General features: G+C 58.4%; 15 protein-coding genes. 4 read left to right on the top strand and 11 right to left on the bottom strand.

What is annotated here, in order from left to right; translation table 11 throughout:
- Nucleotides 1–9: 9 nt before the first annotated feature.
- On the top strand, nucleotides 10–1,476 hold the full coding sequence (gene trpE, locus AB6B39_RS08950; RefSeq protein WP_284368935.1) for an anthranilate synthase component I: 1,467 nt from the start codon (nucleotides 10–12) through the stop codon (nucleotides 1,474–1,476).
- On the opposite strand, the gene AB6B39_RS08945 is transcribed toward trpE, so the two are convergent.
- From AB6B39_RS08945 to AB6B39_RS08930, 4 genes are all read right to left on the bottom strand, one after another.
- Complete coding sequence (locus AB6B39_RS08945; protein WP_284368936.1) at nucleotides 1,473–2,414, bottom strand: phytoene/squalene synthase family protein; 942 nt, start codon at nucleotides 2,412–2,414, stop codon at nucleotides 1,473–1,475. The two genes, trpE and AB6B39_RS08945, sit on opposite strands and share 4 nt — an antisense overlap.
- Entirely contained in the window at nucleotides 2,414–3,775 is a 1,362-nt protein-coding gene (gltX, locus tag AB6B39_RS08940) for a glutamate--tRNA ligase (RefSeq protein WP_284368937.1), read from the bottom strand. Before gltX ends, AB6B39_RS08945 begins: the two co-directional genes overlap by 1 nt.
- Before the next feature lie 7 nt (nucleotides 3,776–3,782).
- Nucleotides 3,783–5,444, bottom strand: a complete 1,662-nt coding sequence (locus AB6B39_RS08935) for an NAD+ synthase (protein WP_284368938.1) — start codon at nucleotides 5,442–5,444, stop codon at nucleotides 3,783–3,785.
- 69 nt (nucleotides 5,445–5,513) lie between these two features.
- Nucleotides 5,514–7,397, bottom strand: a complete 1,884-nt coding sequence (locus tag AB6B39_RS08930) for a hypothetical protein (protein ID WP_284368939.1) — start codon at nucleotides 7,395–7,397, stop codon at nucleotides 5,514–5,516.
- 523 nt (nucleotides 7,398–7,920) lie between these two features.
- On the opposite strand from AB6B39_RS08930, the gene AB6B39_RS08925 reads away from it, so the two are divergent.
- The gene (locus tag AB6B39_RS08925; protein WP_284368940.1) at nucleotides 7,921–8,442 is read left to right on the top strand and encodes a hypothetical protein; all 522 of its coding nucleotides are present in this window, start codon (nucleotides 7,921–7,923) and stop codon (nucleotides 8,440–8,442) included.
- Between the two features lie 398 nt (nucleotides 8,443–8,840).
- On the opposite strand, the gene AB6B39_RS08920 is transcribed toward AB6B39_RS08925, so the two are convergent.
- Together AB6B39_RS08920 and AB6B39_RS08915 are read right to left on the bottom strand one after the other, a co-directional pair.
- Nucleotides 8,841–10,040 carry a serine hydrolase domain-containing protein gene (locus AB6B39_RS08920; RefSeq protein ID WP_284368941.1) on the bottom strand — a complete coding sequence of 400 codons (1,200 nt, stop codon included), beginning with the start codon at nucleotides 10,038–10,040 and terminating at the stop codon, nucleotides 8,841–8,843.
- A complete protein-coding gene (locus tag AB6B39_RS08915) occupies nucleotides 10,037–10,939 on the bottom strand; it encodes a Gfo/Idh/MocA family protein (protein ID WP_284368942.1) in 903 nt (300 codons plus the stop codon). Before AB6B39_RS08915 ends, AB6B39_RS08920 begins: the two co-directional genes overlap by 4 nt.
- Before the next feature lie 250 nt (nucleotides 10,940–11,189).
- Between AB6B39_RS08915 and AB6B39_RS08910 the strand changes: the two genes are divergently transcribed.
- Together AB6B39_RS08910 and AB6B39_RS08905 are read left to right on the top strand one after the other, a co-directional pair.
- A complete protein-coding gene (locus AB6B39_RS08910) occupies nucleotides 11,190–11,456 on the top strand; it encodes an HU family DNA-binding protein (RefSeq protein WP_284368943.1) in 267 nt (88 codons plus the stop codon).
- A gap of 73 nt (nucleotides 11,457–11,529) precedes the next feature.
- Nucleotides 11,530–12,372 carry a hypothetical protein gene (locus AB6B39_RS08905; protein WP_284368944.1) on the top strand — a complete coding sequence of 281 codons (843 nt, stop codon included), beginning with the start codon at nucleotides 11,530–11,532 and terminating at the stop codon, nucleotides 12,370–12,372.
- Between the two features lie 13 nt (nucleotides 12,373–12,385).
- Here the strand turns inward: AB6B39_RS08905 and AB6B39_RS08900 are convergent, their stop codons facing one another.
- From AB6B39_RS08900 to AB6B39_RS08880, 5 genes are all read right to left on the bottom strand, one after another.
- A complete protein-coding gene (locus tag AB6B39_RS08900) occupies nucleotides 12,386–13,765 on the bottom strand; it encodes a class II 3-deoxy-7-phosphoheptulonate synthase (protein ID WP_284368945.1) in 1,380 nt (459 codons plus the stop codon).
- Nucleotides 13,766–13,885: 120 nt separating this feature from the next.
- A complete protein-coding gene (locus AB6B39_RS08895) occupies nucleotides 13,886–15,241 on the bottom strand; it encodes an MBOAT family O-acyltransferase (protein ID WP_284368946.1) in 1,356 nt (451 codons plus the stop codon).
- A gap of 66 nt (nucleotides 15,242–15,307) precedes the next feature.
- Nucleotides 15,308–15,424 carry a DUF2474 domain-containing protein gene (locus AB6B39_RS08890; RefSeq protein ID WP_348520120.1) on the bottom strand — a complete coding sequence of 39 codons (117 nt, stop codon included), beginning with the start codon at nucleotides 15,422–15,424 and terminating at the stop codon, nucleotides 15,308–15,310.
- Nucleotides 15,424–16,437, bottom strand: a complete 1,014-nt coding sequence (gene cydB, locus AB6B39_RS08885) for a cytochrome d ubiquinol oxidase subunit II (RefSeq protein WP_284368947.1) — start codon at nucleotides 16,435–16,437, stop codon at nucleotides 15,424–15,426. The genes AB6B39_RS08890 and cydB overlap by 1 nt, the downstream gene beginning before the upstream one ends.
- A 3-nt stretch (nucleotides 16,438–16,440) precedes the next feature.
- Entirely contained in the window at nucleotides 16,441–17,886 is a 1,446-nt protein-coding gene (locus AB6B39_RS08880; RefSeq protein WP_371398519.1) for a cytochrome ubiquinol oxidase subunit I, read from the bottom strand.
- Between the last annotated feature and the right edge of the window lie 147 nt (nucleotides 17,887–18,033).

Here is an 18,033-nt window from a genome sequence, read left to right as displayed (position 1 = left end):
AGCTCTGCCGTGACCCCTGAGCTCTCCCCATCACGTGAGGCGTTTCGTACGTCTGACGCCCCTCAACTCGTCTTCGCCCGGGTCATCAATGATATCGACACGCCTGTCTCGGCCTTCATCAAGGCGGGACTGGGCAAGCCTTACGCGTTTCTATTCGAGTCCGTTCAGGGCGGCGAACAGCGCGGCCGGTTTTCTTTCTTCGGCTTCGATCCGGACCTGATCTGGCGCAGCGACGGTGAGAGGGCCTTGCTGTCACGCAATGGCGGCGTCTATACCGACATGCCGGGCCAGCCGTTGGACGCACTGCGTGCCCTTATTTCTGAATGCCGCTTCGATCTGCCGGACAACCTGCCCCCGATGACGGCCGGCCTGTTCGGCTATCTGGGCTATGACATGATCCGTCATGTGGAAGTGCTGGCTCAGCCCAATCCCGATCCGATCGGCACGCCCGATGCGATCATGGTGCGTCCGCGGACCGTATGCATTTTCGATCAGGTCAAGCAGGAGATCATCGTCGCGGCCCTGGTTCCACCGGGCGGAGATTATGATGCGGCGCAGTCGCGGATCGAGTCCACGATTGCCGACCTGGACGGTCCGACACCCGCCTCGCCGTCTTCGTCGGTTCAGGTGCCGGAGATTGCGCCTGCCTTGGGCACGGATCTACCGGTATTTTCTGATCGCGTAAAAGCCGCGCGCGACTATATTCTGGCCGGCGATGTGTTTCAGGTCGTGATCGGACAAAGGCTGAGCGCACCGATGGTGGCCAGCCCCTTTGCGCTCTACCGGGCTCTGCGTCGGATGAATCCCTCGCCTTTTCTCTATTTCCTGGATTTCGACGATCATCAGATTATCGGCTCCAGCCCGGAAATTCTCGTCCGCTTGCGCGACGGTGTGGTCACAATCCGTCCGATTGCAGGCACGCGCCCGCGTGGAAAGACTTTGGCGGAAGACATTGAAAATGAACGCAGCCTTCTCGCCGATCCGAAAGAATGCGCCGAGCATCTGATGCTGCTCGACCTCGGTCGCAACGATGTCGGCCGCGTGGTCAAGGCGGGCAGCGTGCGTGTGACGGAACGTTTCATCGTCGAACGCTACAGCCACGTCATGCATATCGTGTCCAATGTCGAAGGCGATATCCGTGAAGATCTGGACTGTATCGATGCGCTGATGGCGGGATTTCCCGCCGGGACCGTCTCTGGCGCGCCGAAGGTCCGGGCGATGGAGATCATTGACGAGCTGGAGGATGAAAAGCGCGGCATCTATGCCGGTGCGGTGGGCTATGTCAGCGCTAATGGCGATATGGACACGGCGATCGCGCTCCGCACCGGGATCGTAAAGGATGACATGCTGCACGTCCGCGCCGGAGCCGGGATCGTTCTGGACTCAACGCCGGAGTATGAATGGGCGGAAACGAAGCACAAGGCCGCCGCCCTCTTTCGTGCGGCCGAGCAGAGCGTCCGGTTCGACCGGAACTAGTCGGCAGGCCGCATGTAAAACCCGTCCCGCGGAACCTCTCTGACAAAAGACCGCATGAGCGCAGGCCTGCCCGCCCTGACGGCCAGACGCATTTTCCGGCTAGCGCTGGCCCCGACCCGACCGTGCCAGGCTTCCGGACCGCCAACCCGCAACACTTCGCCGATTTCGCGGTACACGCTCAGCGCCGCGCTGATTGCCCAAGCGCACCGGAAGGGCAGCGCGCGAATGCCCGTCCGGGCTGACGCGTAATAGTCTTCCGCTATATCGATCAGATCGATGGCAGCCTTGTGTGCCGCGGGCCAGTTGGCATGCTGTTTCAGCAAATCCGGTGCGACAGGCGCGCCGTGCCGGATCAGCAGCGATTGCGGCACGAACACCCTGTCAGCCCGCGCATCGTCGATGACGTCGCGGGCGATGTTCGTCAGCTGAAAGGCCAGTCCCAGATCACTGGCCCGGTCGAGCGTCGGCGCGTCGCGCGTACCCATGATCATCGCCATCATCACACCGACTACGCCGGCTACATGGTAGGCATAATCGAGTAGATCATCGATTGTATGATAGACGCGCTCCTCAGCGTCCATCTCGAACCCTTTCAGCAGCTCGAATGCGTGGCGGTGCGGGATATCATTTCGTTCCACGACACGTGCCAGACCCTGAAAGATGGGGTCTGTGGCCTGACCATGTAGGGCAGCCCGCGTCTGGTCGCGGAGCTTTTTCAACCGTTCCGCTTGTCCGTCGCGATAATCCGCGATCTGGCCGTGACCCATTTCTTGTCCGTCAATGACGTCATCGCAATAGCGGCACCAAGCATAGAGCATGGAGGCATCATCGCGAATGCGAGGTGGCAGGACCCGGGAGGCAAGCGCGAAGCTTTTACTCCCGGCTTCGATCGATTGACGCCCCTGCCGGGCGAGCCTGTCCCCCTGCGGGTCCGGCATCAGGCGGTTTCGCCCCGCAGACGGGCCCGCGCGCGCTCCGGCCCCATCAGGCTGAGCAGCGGCCCCATTTCCGGACCGTGATTACGCCCAGTCAGCGCCTTGCGCAGCGGCATGAACAGACCCTTGCCCTTGCGGTCCGTATGCGCCTTGAGTGTTTTGATCAGGCCGGACCAGTCCGTCTCGTCGCTCAGAAGTTCTGCTGCCGTATCGCAGAAGGTCTTGTCGTCCGCGTCGATCAGACCGGCCATGGGCGCGAACAGGATCGTGTTCCAGCCCGCCGCATCATCGACCACATCGATATTGTCGCGAATCGCCAGCCAGAAGGCTTCGCCGCCTGCGACGCCAAGCGCGTCCAGTCGGTCCTTCACCTGCGCGTAGGGTGTTTCGTGCAGGATCTTCGCATTCAGACCGCGCAATTCGTCATCGTCAAACCGGGCCGGGGCACGTCCAATCTTGTCGAAGGAGAACTCCTCGACCAGCTGCTTCAAGGTAAAACGCTCCTCGACCGGGTCAGACGTGCCGATTTTGGCCAGCAGCGACAGGATCGCCATCGGCTCATAGCCGTCTTCGCGCAGCTGCCTCATGGACAGGCTATCGAGACGTTTGGAGAGCTTGCCGCCATCCTTGTCGACCAGCAGTGGCGTATGGGCGAAGCGGGGTTCCGTCCCGCCCCCCATATCACCCTGAAGGGCGCGGAAGATCTCGATCTGCGCGCCGCTATTCGTGACATGGTCCTCACCGCGAATGACATGGGTGATGCCGGACTCGATATCGTCAAAAACGCTCGGCAGCGTGTAAAGATAGGTCCCGTCACCGCGGATCAGGACGGGATCGGAAATACTGCTCGTCTCGATGCTTTGCTCACCCCGAACCATATCTGTCCAGCTGACGGACTGGCCCGACAGTTTGAAGCGCCAGTGCGGCTGTCGGCCTTCGGCTTCATAGGCCGCCTTCTGAGCATCCGTCAGCTCCAGCGCCCGGCGGTCATAGATGGGCGGCTTGCCTTTCACGGCTTGCAGCTTGCGTTGACGGTCCAGCTCTTCCGACGTGTCATAGGCCGGGTAGAGCAGACCCATATCTTTCAGCTTTTCAGCGGCTTCGTCATAAAGCTTGAACCGGTCCGACTGGTTGAATGTTTCCTGCCAATGCAGTCCCAGCCAGCTGAGATCATCCTTTAGCCCCTGCTCCAGTTCCGCACTGCCACGCGTCGTATCCGTGTCATCGATCCTCAGAATGAAGGTGCCACCGGACTTGCGCGCATGCAGCACATTCATCAGCGCCGTGCGGACATTGCCGACATGGAGCTTACCGGTCGGGCTGGGCGCGAAACGGACCCGAGTCTGCGTGGTTGAGCTGGTCATGATGCGGTCAATCGTCGAAACGGTCGCGATAGCGATTGGTGATCGGATAACGGCGGTCGCGACCGAAATTCTTCGAACCGATCTTCACGCCGGGTGGGGCCTGCCGTCTCTTATATTCGGCGATGTAAAGCAAGCGCTGGATACGGATGACATCACCCCGCGTATGCCCCCGCGCGACAATATCCTCGACCGGAAGTTCCTGTTCGATCAGCCCCATCAGAATGTCATCCAGCACCGGATAGTCGGGCAGGCTATCGCTATCCTTCTGATCGGCGCGCAACTCCGCCGAGGGCGGCTTGGTGATGATGCGTTCGGGAATTGGGCGATCCCCACCCAGCATGTCGTCCGGATTGTTCGCGTTCCGCCAGTTACAGAGGTCGAAGACTTCGGTCTTGTAGAGATCCTTGATCGGATTGTAGCCGCCCGACATGTCCCCATAAATGGTGGCGTAACCGACGGCCATTTCGGACTTGTTGCCCGTCGTGACCAGCATCGGCCCGAACTTGTTACTGATCGCCATCAAGGTCAGACCCCGAATGCGCGATTGAATATTCTCTTCGGTCGTGTCGGGCTCCAGCCCGTCGAAAAGTGGGGCAAGCATGTCGGAAAACGCATCCCGCGCCGGACGGATCGGTATGATGTCGTAGCGAATGCCAAGTGCATTCGCACAGTCCTTGGCATCCTCGAGACTGTCGCCCGACGTATATTCGCTCGGCATCATTACGGACCAGACACGCTCAGGGCCCAGCGCATCCGTCGCGATCGCGGCGCAAATGGCGCTATCCACGCCACCGGACAGGCCAAGGACGATCTGCTTGAACCCGTTCTTGTTGACATAATCGCCCAGGCCCAAGCAGCAGGCGCGCCAGTCCGCCTCAAGGCCCGACAAATGCGCCTCCGTCTTGGCCGACACACATACCCATGTGCCGTCGTGCATCTCCCATTCCGCCACATCATAATCTTCTACGAAGCTTTTGAGCGACTGCACGATCGTGCCGTCAGCCGCCATGGACCAACTGGATCCGTCGAAGACCAGCTCGTCCTGACCGCCTATCTGATTGACATAGACAAGCGGCAGACCCTCATTGAAGACCTTTTCGCCCAGTGCCGCCGTGCGTTCCGCATGGGCGGTCCGTCGCCAAGGCGAGCCGTTGGGCGACAGCATGATCTCCGCGCCGTGATCGGCCAGATGGTCGGCGACACCCGGCTGCCACAAATCTTCACAGATCGGCAGCCCGATGGTCACGCCCTTGAACGTGATTGGCATGGGAAGAGGCCCGCGCGTAAATACGCGCGCCTCGTCAAACACACCATAGTTTGGCAGATGATGTTTCAGCCTTACGTGCTTGATTTTACCCGCTTCCATCCAGAGCGCCGCATTGTAGAGATTGCCATGATCAAGCCAGGGCGATGTCGTCAGAAGCGCCGGACCATCGGTGGTTTTTCCCGCCAGACGTTCGCAGGCCTTGCGGCAATCATCGATTACGGTCGGCCGCAAGACGAGGTCTTCAGGCGGATAGCCCAGGATCATCAGTTCCGGGAAGACAGCAATATCCACACCATCGGATTTGGCCCGCGCATAGGCGGCATCCATCTTCGCCTCATTTCCCCAAATATCACCGACAACGGGGTTGAGCTGGCAGGAGGCAATGCGCAGGCGATCGGTCATGGAGGCTGTCTAGGTGAGCGCACTCTCAAGGTCCATCATCGGACGAAACAAAAGCCTGTTCCGGTGAGTTCAGTCACACCCAAAGTCACGACCATCAGGCAAAGGATCGATCTGTCTGCACTGCGGCGGAAAGCCGTGGACGCGCCAATAGTCGACAAAACCCTGTTCCTGCATGAGTCGGTAGCGATGTGGCGATTGCATAAAGTCCGGACGGTTCCAAAGCCAGACGATCGTTTCCCAGAAGCGCGTATTCTCCGCTGTGATATTTTTATAATCGCCTAGATTATGACGCATATCGCTAGGGATTCCTCCCATCTCTTCAAACATCCGGGCAAACGGGCCGAGCGCTGCCATGAAATCCGCGATTGCCTGTTCAGGATTATCGTCCGGATCGAAGAAAGCCATCTTCATGCGCTCAACATCTATGCCCGGCGGTGCCGTATCAATCATCATGGCTTCGGCTTCGGATTGACGCCCTTCGGCAGCCAAGGCGAGCGCAAGAGTCCCCCGCAATGGGCCGTTGGCAGACCTGAGATCGGCGCGTTCGGTCAGGAAACCCAAGGCTTCGTCAACGCGCCTTTGCAGGATGAGGTTACGGATAAGCCAAGAGGCCGAAATCCAATCCAGTGGATCGATCTCAAGAGCGCGGCGCAGATCCGCTTCCCCTTTCTCAAAATAACCTAGAGACGTCAGATACTGACCCCGCCATCCGATCAGAACGGCTTCATCAGGATCAATAGACAGGCCCTTATTGACGCCCTCCATCCAGGCGACGGTGTCGTTCGCGCCAAAACCGAGATTGCCACCGCTGGATATTGCGATAGCAAGCGGAAGCTGATCATTGATGGCCAGTGCGGCTTCTGCGGCCTCTTTGGCGTTCTTATCGAAATCGACGGCTCTTGCCCGCCCAACAGAAAATGTTGGCGCAACGTAATAAGCTGCGGCAAGCGCTTCCCACGCCCGGCCAAAATTGGGGTCGAGTTGTGTCGCCAACTCGAACCTGCCGATAATCTCAAGCAGGTTGTCATTGCTGCGCTGAGACAGAAGGTCACGCGCTTCCAGATAGGCTTCATAGGCGCGAAGATTGTCAGTGTCGGCAGCCGCCGTGAAACGCAGCGTGTTGACGCGACCCAGATCCATCTGGTCTCCCAACTGGGACACGATTCCGGTCGCGATCTCATCCTGAATTTCGAAGATGTTCTCGACTGTAAGGCGACGATCAAAGGTCTGAGACCATAAATGCGTGTCGGAATCCGCTCTGATCAGCTGTGCCGTGATACGGACAGTGTCGCCCGCTTTTCTGACAGAGCCTTCCAGCACATGTGCGACCTCCAGCGTCTGAGCCACGTCCGGAATGTTGATCCCGTCACGCCCCTTGAACTGAAAGGAGGACGTCCGGGACGCGACTTTCAACCCGTCGACGCGTGCGAGCACATTGAGGATTTCTTCGGCGATACCATCAGAGAAATACTCCTGATCTCCGTCGGCCGACAGATCGGCGAAGGGCAAGACGGCGATCGATGCGACATTGACGGGGTTGGTGTCCACCTCCGGACTCGACATTTCAGCCTCAACGACACGATTGAGGGTGGGTTTATCAGCCCCTGTTTCGCCGCCAATACCTGCCAACTGCCAAGCGGCTAGTGCAGAAACAAGGAGTAGTCCCGCGATCACGGCGTAATCTGTCGCCCGCATCGCCTTGATTTCCGTACCGTCTTCCGCGCTGCTCCGCTTGACGCCCTCCGGCGTGATTTCGAAGGCCCAAGCCAACAGCAAAGCGATAGGAAAGCCAATCAGGAGCGTGGAGACGATCACCGTATCAAACCAGTTCGGCAGCTCGAGTGCTGTTTCAAGCGTCACGGAAACCTGAGCGAGCAGCCAGCCGACCACAGCATAGGCGCCGGCGACACGGAGGACATGTCTCCGTCGAAGTTCCGCGATAAAATTGAACATAAACCTCTCTCTGTCCGCCGCGGCTACCACTCGCAAAGACCCATGGGAAGATATCAAAATCCCGTCAATCTCAACATGGCGAAGGTCATGGAACTCAGCTATCCTATCTGACCTTTTTCAATTTTTTCTTGCGTTACGGAAAACTCGCCACGAATGGGCTGTCTCCGCTGCGAAGGCAGCCGAGCTCTAACGGTCCGGAATCATCACCCGGCCAGTGCGGATCGCTTTGCGAGTGCCGTATGCTTGAGCCGGATGACGACGTGGTGGCTGTTGAATGCATGGGGATCAGGCGATCGATTTCGGTTCGATGAGTTCGGGTTGGCTACGGATTCGATAAACTGCAATCACCTAAAGTTAAGCAGTTAAGGATGCATCGCATTCCGCCCGCGCGAGCGGCTTCAAACGCCCAAATACGGTCACTCGATGAGGATCCAATCCATCGATCAACATATTGATTCACAGAACATACCCCTGGATTTTTCCACGAGACATTGGCAGTTTCACATTGCCGAAGGGGGCTCTCATGTCATTGGAAACTATCTATTACATCGGCCAAACAGTCGCTGTAGTCGCGATTCTTATCTCGCTTGTTTTTGTGGGCATTCAAATACGGGATGGTAATCGGCTCGCCAGGGCACAAATGCATCAGGAAATTTCGGACAGTTTCATAAATCTAGTGATGACTTTGCCTGACGAGAGCGACATGTTTTTTGAGGCATGGTTCTCAGTGGTAGCTTATAAACAGCTTGGGCGAAGAGATTCAGAGATGGTAAATGCCATTCTTCTCGGCCTCTACAAACATTTTGAGAATGTCTATTACCAATATAAAAGTGGCTTCGTCGAAGAGACATATTTTCAATCAACGACTCAGTTCATGTCGATATTCCGCGCGCGTGAAGGTATCCAGTTTTGGTGGGATGGGCGCAAGGCCGTGTTCGCGCCCGAATTCGTAGCATTTGTTGAAACACTGAGCATACCGGATATGCCAATCGATATGAAAGCTACAACTCGGGGAGAGGGGGTCTCGGAGAGGTCGAAAGCATGACCTTAAGAAAGCGTCCCGCATGCTTCAAAGCATAACCAGGATAATAGAGGAGCGTCCTAAATTCGCCTCGCATCGGTCACTGATATTTCCAACGGCTGCGGTTTTTGTGATCAATTGAATCGATTTCAAATCATCGAACTTACGGAGGCATAATTCCTAGTTTAGATGATATCTTAGCATTACGAAGCGACCGCGGAAACGCGGACATTGCTTAACGCGGCGAAAGTCATGGCGGACAACCCTGCCATGCTACGCCTGAACGCGCTCGAAGCGCTGAAATCGATTGCCGGACGGCGAGCGCGCTCACCATCCATTCGGGCACGAAAGGCCTGATGGAAGACATCATCTCGCTGAAAGCGAGCCGAGGACGACCCGTCCTCGCAAGGAGGCGGGTTAGTCTATTCCGCCAACCGTTCTGCCAAGCTGCGCATCAGTTCGATATTCTTGTTCATCGAATGCATGCCGACCTCGTCGGCGAACATGAATTCGCGGTCGGCGGCGTTCTTGGCAATGACGATATTGGTCTTGGGATCGACATAGACATACTGACCATAAATCCCGACGGCGAAATAGTCCTGCGCGGCGGGCATGGGCACCCACCATTGATAGCCATAGCCGACGCCCCGGTCCGACATGGCGGGCGCACTGTGGACCGTCGACTGCGCCACCCAGTCTGCCGGGATAAGCTGCTGCCCGTTCCATTCGCCGCCCTGCAGGAAAAGCTGCCCGAATTTGGCATAATCGCGCGTCGTCAGGTTGAGCCCGCCCAGCGCAAAGGCCACACCCTCACCGTCTGTCAGGTAGAAAGGCGGCTGACGAAAGCCCAGCGGCCCATAAGTCTCTTCCCAGAGCTCATGCAAACTCTTGCCCGTCGCGTTACGCAGCGCCCAGGCGGCCACATGCGTATCCATCGACACATATTGCCAGTCAGTGCCCGGTTCGAACTGACGGTCTTTCAGGCTCGTCGTATAGGTGTCCAGCGATCCGCCCAGCGCGATCGTGCGGCCCATCTTGTTAATGTCTGATGACTGGTCGAGATAATCCTCATTATAGCGAATGCCGCTGCTCATATTCAGGATGTTGCGAAGCGTGGCACCCTCATAGGCCGTGCCTTTCAGATCTGGCACATATTGGGTGATCTCGTCGTCGAGGCTGGCAATGTCGCCCGTTTCCAGCGCTTTTCCATACAGGCCCGACATGAAGGATTTCGCGACGGACCAGCTGATCCGGCGGTCATCCGCACGCGTGTCCCGATAATAGCTTTCATGGATCAACTGCCCGTCGCGGATGATGACCAGCGCCGTCGTGTCGAGTTCCTCCAGCACGTCTGCGAGTGGACGCTCCGTTCCGGCAATGTCGACCATCTCCGGCAAAGGCTGGGGATCCTCGGCCCAGTCGTCAGCCAGCGTTACGGACAGATCGCGCGTCAGGAAGGCCCGGTCCATATTAGAGAAATTGTCGACGATCCTGTCAGCGTCGAACAGTGTATTGACGGTCGCCAGACGGCGAATGTCATCACCCTTGAAAACCAGGAGCGCCGCAGCCCCCAGAACCAGCAGGCCCGCACCTGTCAGCGTGATTTTAGCCAAACGGTTCATGGTGTTCCCTCGATCGCAGCGGCCACACTCACGGCAGCCAGCCCATCTGCACCTGACGCGAGTGGCGGTGTGCCGTCAAGGCAGGCCCGGACAAAACGGTCGAAGGCTGCGGCGAGACTGTCCTGGACAGCCGGGTCGTCTCCGAAATCAGGATTGAGCGCAAACGGCGTGTCATGACGCAGCGTCTTGTCACCGAAATCGATGGCGACCGTCCCGTCCGCATAATCGAGCACCCAGCGGCGGCGGCTGTCCGCATCGCGCGACGACTGCAGATAGGCCGTCATGCCTTCATAACCGAGCTCGGCCCGGGCTTCGTCAATATGTTCGGAATAGATCGAGCGCGTCTGCTCCGCACTGATCCATGCCGGGGACCCGTAGAGCCAGTTCAGCAGATCCAGGTCATGCACCATCATGTCCATGACAATGCTGGTATCCAGATTTCGGGTCGCGCGCGGGCTGTTCCGCACGATACGGATTTCTCGAGGAGTCGCATCGACAGCCTTCAACCCGATGGCCTCCATAACGATCCGTTCCTGATGGCCTACTTGCAACACACGACCGATGCGACCCGCTTCGTTCACGATCGCCTCGGCGATCGCAACACTTGTCGCGAGTGGCTTCTCGACCAGCAGATGACAGCCTGCGAGCAATCCCTTGATGGCGGCGCCCGCGTGATAGCTGGCCGGACTGGCGATGATCAGCGCATCCGACGCTGAAGCCAGACGGTCGAGATCACTGAAGGCGTCACAACCATGCTGCGCAGCGAGCGCTTCGGCCCGCGACTGATCCGGCTCGAACACTCCGCTCAGCGACGCCCGCGAATGGGCCGCCACTTTCCCCGCATGGTAACCTGCAAAGACGCCGGCACCGACCAGCCCAACCTTGAGTTCTTCCGTCATATCCGACCTCATAGGCCCCCGTTCGGATGCGGCAAGTTGCATTTCGTTACGAAAATGATTCGCCTCTAAATGGTCGAAATCGCGTGGATTGTGCCTCTCCCGGGCCACTTCAGACACTGAAAAGTCGCTTATACACCCTAAAAACCGCAGTTTTGTGGGGTTTTTCGTGACAGGGGGAGCCGAATGGGTAGGCTTTGCACAATTGCCTCCCCCACTTCGGCAAGGGGCTTACATCGAAGGAGTATCTACGATGAACAAGAAAGAACTCGTCGGCAAACTGGCTGACCATCTCGACACCAGCCAGTCTGCCGCTGGCGACGCCCTGAACGGCGTTCTGGATATCATCACAGCCGAGCTGAAAGCCGGCAATGAAGTGAACCTGCCCGGTTTCGGCAAATTCATCGCCAAGCATCGCCCTGCCCGCCAGATGCGGAACCCGCAGACAGGCGAACAGATGATGAGCAAGGAAAAGACCTCCGCTCAGTTCAAACCAAGCGTGGGCCTGAAAGACCTCTAGGTCTCTTCCCACTCGACACGATCCGGCCGCTCCAGCATAGTTGGAGCGGCCTTTTCTTTGGGCGGAGCGCATTATGTCGGATGACACGGACACAGTCCGACCGAAATTGTCGGAACTCTCGGCTGACATCGGAACGACCGGGTCATTCAGCGACCGTCAGCCGGGCTCGGAGGAACTGCTCGAAGACATATTGGGGCTGAACAAACGAAGTCTGCGGTCGCTGACCACGCTCTTTGTCTCACCAGCAGATTACTTCGCAGCCGCAAAGACCATCGATTGGGGACGCTATCGTTTTACCCCATCCCCGCGCCTTTGGCTGGGCCTTATCGCAATCACGGTGGCCACCCAGTTCATCTGGGGCAAGCCGGACGGCAGTCTGATGACAATCACGACGCAGCAGATCGAAGCGGGTTTCATGGCCGGTGCGGGTGAGGATGCGAGCATCGTTCCTGATGTTGACTGGCGCGCCGTCGTGCAGAGAAGTTTCGACCTCGCCATGCTGATCCAGCCTTTCATCATGATGGCCATGATGATGATGCTGGCCACATTTCTGCGGTTCTGGGGCGAGCCCCTCACCTATATCGTCAGATTGCGCTATCTGTTTGCGATCATCATCCCGGCCAGTGTGATCAACATGCTCGCCACATTCCTGCTCCTGCTCATTCCGCCGACGGGTATCACGCTGCTCTCGCTCGTTCAGATTCTGGTTATCCTGATATTTTACGTGATGACGACCTTACGGGGCCCCTTTGCAGGTCATCCGAGAGACAGCGCGATTCCCAAGTCAATCGTCATTGCGCTGATCCTGTTCGTCGCCGTGATGATCACGTCGCTCATCGCGCAATCGGTCGCACTGCTTCTACAGCTCGTCCCGATCATCAGAGAGGCCGCCGAAGCGGCCCACCTGGCTGCCTAGACTTGTTGCGCGCCTAGACGGCTTGGCGAGTCGCCTCACCGCTGCGATAGCTCTTCAGTTCTTCCGCAATCAGAAAGGCCAGCTCCAGCGCCTGATCGGCATTGAGTCGCGGATCGCAATGGGTGTGATAGCGTGAGGACAGATCCTCCTCGGCCACGGCACGAACACCGCCGCCGACACATTCCGTCACGTCTTGCCCCGTCATTTCGAAATGCACGCCGCCGGGCCAGCAGCCCTCACTATGCAGGACCTGCATGAAGGTGCGGACTTCGGACATGATGTGATCGACGGGACGGGTCTTGAAGCCCGATGCGGTCTTGATCGTATTGCCATGCATCGGATCACAGGACCATACGACATGCTTGCCTGCCGCCTTGATGGCACGAGCCAGCGTCGGCAGACCTTTGGCAACCTTGTCGTGTCCATAGCGGGCAATCAGGGTCAGACGTCCAGGTTCATTATTAGGGTTGAGCACATCGGTCAGGCGAAGCAACTCGTCAGGTTCCAGACCGTCGCCGATTTTCATCGCGATCGGGTTTTCGATACCGCGGAAGAATTCGACATGGGCGTGATCGAGCTGACGCGTGCGGTTGCCGATCCACAGCATATGCGCCGATGTATCGTACCAGCGGCCCGTCATACTATCGATGCGGGTCATCGCCTCTTCATAGCCGAGCAGCAGCCCTTCATGCGACGTGTAGTAATCCGTTGCCGACATTTGTGGCGTCGATTGCGGCGTAACCCCGCAGGCTTCCATGAAATCGAGCGCATCGCTTATCGTGTTGCAAAGCGCTTCATAGCGCTGGCTGGCAGCAGAATCCGAGACGAAGCCCAGCGTCCATTTGTGGATATTACGCAAATTGGCGTAGCCGCCGGTCGAGAAGGCCCGCAGCAGGTTCAGGGTCGCTGCCGATTGGCCATAGGCTTTCAGCAATCGTTCGGGATCGGGCGTCCGCGCGTCGGGTTCGAAAGCCATGCCGTTGATGTTATCACCGCGATAGCTTGGCAGGGTCAGCCCGTCCCGTTCCTCGATGGGTGAACTGCGAGGTTTGCCGAACTGGCCAGCAATGCGGCCCAGTTTCACGACAGGTTGCCCGCCGCCATAGGTCAGCACGACCGCCATCTGCATCATGACCCGGAACATGTCGCGCAGATTGTCGGGATGGAACTCCTTGAAGCTCTCCGCGCAATCCCCGCCCTGCAGCAAAAAGGCCTTGCCCATGGCAACTTCGGCCAGCCGCGCCTTCAGACGTCGCGCTTCACCCGCAAAGACAAGCGGCGGATAACCCCGCAGCGTGTCCTCGACGGCATGCAACGCGTCCATATCCGGATAGTCGTCCGGAATATGTTTTGCAGGTTTCGTTCGCCAGCTGGACGGGGTCCATTTCTGCATGGCTTGGGTCTCCAAATCACCTTGGCCGCAACATTTTGCCGCGACCGACCGTCTCTTTAGCAAAGTTTCGCGCAGCCCGGAAGCATGTGTCTGCGTCGAACGCAGTCCCTGCGATCCTGCCTAGAAACGGAAATACAGGAAAGGTTGATGGGTCGTCGACGCCACGGCGGCAAAGCATAAGATTGTGAGGCCTGCGATCAAGGTCCAGCTGAGCGTCGTACCAACCAGTTCGGGTGTCCTGATGCGCGCTCCAAGCCCTTTCCAGCCATCCCAGGCCAGTAGCGCCCCCACGATCATGGCAAAGGCCGCACTTTGTGGCACGCCGATCATGTCTCCTCCCTCGCCACCAGGGATCAGCGCAGCCCAATAGGCCAAGGCATGTGGCAGACTATCCGCCCGGAACAGGACCCAGCCCAACGATACGAACAGCACCGTGTAGATGACGCCGATCAGGCGGGGCATTTTCGGAAAACCACGCGATCTTGCCAGCCGTTCCCCAATCAGGAAGACGCCGTGCCAGAGACCCCATAGCAGGAATGTCCATGCCGCGCCGTGCCACAGGCCGCACAAGACGAAGACGATCAGAAGGTTGCGATAGGTCCGCGCCGCACCATCACGTGAACCGCCCAACGGTATATAGAGATAGTCCCGAAACCAGCGCGACAGGGTCATATGCCAGCGCCGCCAGAACTCCTGAAAGCTCGCCGCACTATAGGGATGCTCGAAGTTGCGCGGCAGCTCGAACCCGAAAATACGCCCGAGCCCAATCGCCATGTTCGAATAGCCCGCAAAGTCAAAATAGATCTGCAGCGTAAAGGCCGCCAAGCCGATCCAGGCGGCGGTCGGGCCTAGCGTCGTTGCATCCGCACCAAAGGCGCTATCGGCCACCTGCGCAATCACGTCTGCGATCAGGACCTTCTGCGCCAGACCGAGCATGAACAGCTTTGTACCATCGCAGAACCGGTCCCAGCTTTCGCGCCGCTCGACGATCTGCGCCCTGATTTCGTCCCAGCGAACGATCGGCCCGGCGATCAGCTGAGGGAACATGCTGATATAGAGTCCGGTCCTGATCGCATTCGTCGCCGGTTTCGATCCGCGCGACACATCGATCAGCAGGCTCATTGCCTGGAAGGTGTAGAAGGAAATACCGAGCGGCAGACGCGGCTCGATCCTGGGCAGGCCGACTGTTTCAGTGATCAGGCCGAGATATTTGAATGCCACCAGCAGCGCCAGATTGGCCGTTATCCCAATAGCGAGCCAAGGCTGCGGCCGCTTTGCTATCCGCAGCGAGAATTCATGGTTCATCATGATCGAGATCAGCAGCAGCGACAGCCCCGCCCCCTCGCCCCAGGCGTAGAAGAACAGGCTCGCAATCAGCAGGAAGACGTTCCGCGCCCCGCGACTGCGCAACACGAAGTAGAGCGCGACGATGACGGGCAGGAAGAAGAACAGAAATGTGACGGATGCGAAATTCATGAGTCCCTTCGCGCGCTTAGCAGGCAGATCACATCGGGCAAGAGGCTGTGGCGTCTATCTAGCCGCTTAAAGGATCATCGCCCGGATCGCGAAACCAATGATCGTCACGGCTAGAACCCCCGCCGCCCACAGGCCGACGAACCAGACCAGACGCGATCCCCAGTTTCCGGCGGGGTCCCGCATCAATGATACCCCTCATCCGGATCGGTCTTGCCGCGAAACACCCAATAGGCATAGGCCGTATAGCCCAAGATCAGCGGCAGCAGCACGACGGCACCGACAAACATGAAGATCTGGGAGTTATAGGGTGTCGCCGCATCGAGTATGGTGACGTCGGGCGGGATCAGATCCGGGAAGATCGAAATGCCAAGACCGACAAAACAGAGCGCAAACAGGATCAGGGATAGGATGAAGGGCCTGTATTCATGGTGGTGCACCCGTAGCGAGCGGAACAGCAAGAACAGAATGATGGCAACCGCCATCGGCACGGGCGCTGAAATCAGCAGGCCCGGCATTTCAAACCAGCGATAATAATAGACACTGTCCAGGAACGGCGTGATCAGGCTGACTGCCCCAATGCATAGCACGGTCGCGATTCCGAAAATCCAGGCCAGTTTTCTTGCGCGGTCCTGCACGGGACCATCGGTTTTCATGATCAGCCACGTCGCGCCGAGTAGCGCGTAGCCGACAATCACGGCCACGCCGCATAGCAGCGAAAACGGGCTCAACCAATCCCACCAGCCGCCCGCATAGGCGCGGTCGGCGACCTCGATCCCCTGAACCAGCGCGCCGAGCGCGATACCTTGAGAAAAGGCGGCGACGACTGAGCCGCCGATAAAGGCCCAGTCCCAGTATTTGAGCCAGCGCTCGGTCCGCCAGCGATATTCAAAGGCGACGCCGCGAAAGACCAGCGCCAGCAGCATGGCGATGATCGGCGCGTAGAGCGCTGGCATCACGATACCGTAAGCCATCGGGAATGCGGCAAACAGCCCGCCGCCGCCCAGCACCAGCCAGGTCTCGTTGCCGTCCCAGACCGGAGCGACCGTATTCATCAGCAGGTCGCGATCGCGCCTGTCCGGAAAGAACGGATAGAGAATACCGAGTCCGAGATCGAACCCGTCCAGCACGACATAGATGAAGACGGCCAATGCCAGCAGGAAGGCCCAGCTATAGGCGAGCCATGGAACGATTTCCATCTGTCAGCCCTCCTCTTTCTTGTCTTTGGCCTGACTTTGCTGCGCAGGCGTGATCCCGGCAGTCCGGATCGGACCATCAGCCAATTCCGCGAGGCCTCCCTCATAAACATGCGGTCCCGCGCGCATCAGGCGCAGAATATAAAAGACCCCGGCCCCGAAGACGAAGAAGTAGACGATGATGAAAGCCAGTAGCGATGTGCCCACAGCCGGGGCGTCGAGCGGGCTGGCGCTCTCCGATGTGCGCAGCAGACCCCAGACCGTATAGGGCTGCCGTCCGACTTCGGTCGTAATCCATCCGGCCAGAACCGCGACCAGACCGCTCGGGCCCATGATCAGAGCCGCCCTGTGCAGCCAGCGATTGGTGTAGAGCGTCCGCCTGTAGCGCGCCCAGAGCGACCAGAGGCCGACGAACAGCATCAGAAAGCCGATCCCGACCATGATCCGGAATGACCAGAATAGGATCGCGACAGGCGGGCGATCCGCCACAGGGATCGTGTCGAGCCCGTCGAGCGGGGCGTTAAGGTCATGTTTGAGGATCAGCGAACTCGCCTTGGGAATACCGATCGCATAATCGAGCCGCTGCTTTTCCTCGTTCGGAATACCGAACAGATAGAGCGGCGCTCCGTCTGGATGACTCTCATAATGGCCTTCCATGGCCATGACCTTTTGCGGCTGATGTTCCAGCGTATTGAGCCCGTGCAGATCGCCCAGAACGATCTGCAGCGGCGCAACAATAGCAGCCATCCACATCGCCATGGAAAACATGGTGCGCGTGCCCTGATGAATGCGGTCATGATCGTGATCACGCAGTAAGTGCCACGCCCCCACGCCACCGACAATGAAGGCCGTGGTCAGATAGGCCGCCGTCAGCGTATGGGCGAGACGGTAGGGAAAGCTCGGATTGAACATGATCTCCAGCCAGTCGACCGGCACGAACTGACCATTTTCGGCGATTGCATATCCCGTCGGCGTATGCATCCAGCTATTCACGGACAGGATCCAGGTCGCTGACAGGGCAGTGCCGAACGCCACCATGATGCAGGCGAACATGTGCAGGCCGGGCCCGACACGCGACCGCCCGAACAGCATGATGCCGAGAAATCCGGCTTCGAGGAAGAAGGCCGTCAGCACCTCATAGGCCATTAACGGCCCGATCACGGGCCCAGCCTTGTCCGAGAAGACCGACCAGTTGGTGCCGAACTGGTAGCTCATCGTGATCCCGCTCACCACGCCCATGGCGAAGGTGATGGCGAATATCTTCACCCAGAACTTGAACAAATTCAGATATTTGCTGTCATGCGTTCGCAGATAAAGACCGTTCAATACGGCCAGATAGCTGGCCAGGCCGATCGTGAAGGCCGGAAAGATAAAGTGGAAGGATACGGTAAAGGCGAACTGGATACGCGCCAGAAGCACCGCATCCAGCCCCTCGAACAGACCGACTAGCATAACCGCCCTTCCTGTGACGTCCGAGTGTGACGCCGACCATGATATCCGACTGTCAGACTATCTCAGTTCCCTGAGCGATCGTAGCCCGAATATTGCCGGGGCAGGTGCGGCAAAACCGCAACTCGTGTTGAATCGCGGTCAATTTTC

Origin of the sequence: Algimonas porphyrae (assembly GCF_041429795.1) — a bacterium.
GTDB lineage: Bacteria > Pseudomonadota > Alphaproteobacteria > Caulobacterales > Maricaulaceae > Litorimonas > Litorimonas porphyrae.
Note: the sequence above shows the minus strand (reverse complement) of the source record. Positions and strands in the feature narration are given on the sequence as shown.

Excerpts from the sequence above, each read along its gene's own strand:
- AB6B39_RS08945 (WP_284368936.1), bottom strand. The coding sequence starts at position 2,414 with ATGCCGGACCCGCAGGGGGACAGGCTCGCCCGGCAGGGGCGTCAATCG.
- AB6B39_RS08880 (WP_371398519.1), bottom strand. The coding sequence starts at position 17,886 with ATGCTAGTCGGTCTGTTCGAGGGGCTGGATGCGGTGCTTCTGGCGCGT.
- cydB (WP_284368947.1), bottom strand. The coding sequence starts at position 16,437 with ATGGAAATCGTTCCATGGCTCGCCTATAGCTGGGCCTTCCTGCTGGCA.
- AB6B39_RS08915 (WP_284368942.1), bottom strand. The coding sequence starts at position 10,939 with ATGACGGAAGAACTCAAGGTTGGGCTGGTCGGTGCCGGCGTCTTTGCA.
- gltX (WP_284368937.1), bottom strand. The coding sequence starts at position 3,775 with ATGACCAGCTCAACCACGCAGACTCGGGTCCGTTTCGCGCCCAGCCCG.
- AB6B39_RS08935 (WP_284368938.1), bottom strand. The coding sequence starts at position 5,444 with ATGACCGATCGCCTGCGCATTGCCTCCTGCCAGCTCAACCCCGTTGTC.
- AB6B39_RS08900 (WP_284368945.1), bottom strand. The coding sequence starts at position 13,765 with ATGCAGAAATGGACCCCGTCCAGCTGGCGAACGAAACCTGCAAAACAT.
- AB6B39_RS08910 (WP_284368943.1), top strand. The coding sequence starts at position 11,190 with ATGAACAAGAAAGAACTCGTCGGCAAACTGGCTGACCATCTCGACACC.
- AB6B39_RS08905 (WP_284368944.1), top strand. The coding sequence starts at position 11,530 with ATGTCGGATGACACGGACACAGTCCGACCGAAATTGTCGGAACTCTCG.
- AB6B39_RS08890 (WP_348520120.1), bottom strand. The coding sequence starts at position 15,424 with ATGCGGGACCCCGCCGGAAACTGGGGATCGCGTCTGGTCTGGTTCGTC.
- AB6B39_RS08895 (WP_284368946.1), bottom strand. The coding sequence starts at position 15,241 with ATGAATTTCGCATCCGTCACATTTCTGTTCTTCTTCCTGCCCGTCATC.
- AB6B39_RS08930 (WP_284368939.1), bottom strand. The coding sequence starts at position 7,397 with ATGTTCAATTTTATCGCGGAACTTCGACGGAGACATGTCCTCCGTGTC.
- AB6B39_RS08925 (WP_284368940.1), top strand. The coding sequence starts at position 7,921 with ATGTCATTGGAAACTATCTATTACATCGGCCAAACAGTCGCTGTAGTC.
- AB6B39_RS08920 (WP_284368941.1), bottom strand. The coding sequence starts at position 10,040 with ATGAACCGTTTGGCTAAAATCACGCTGACAGGTGCGGGCCTGCTGGTT.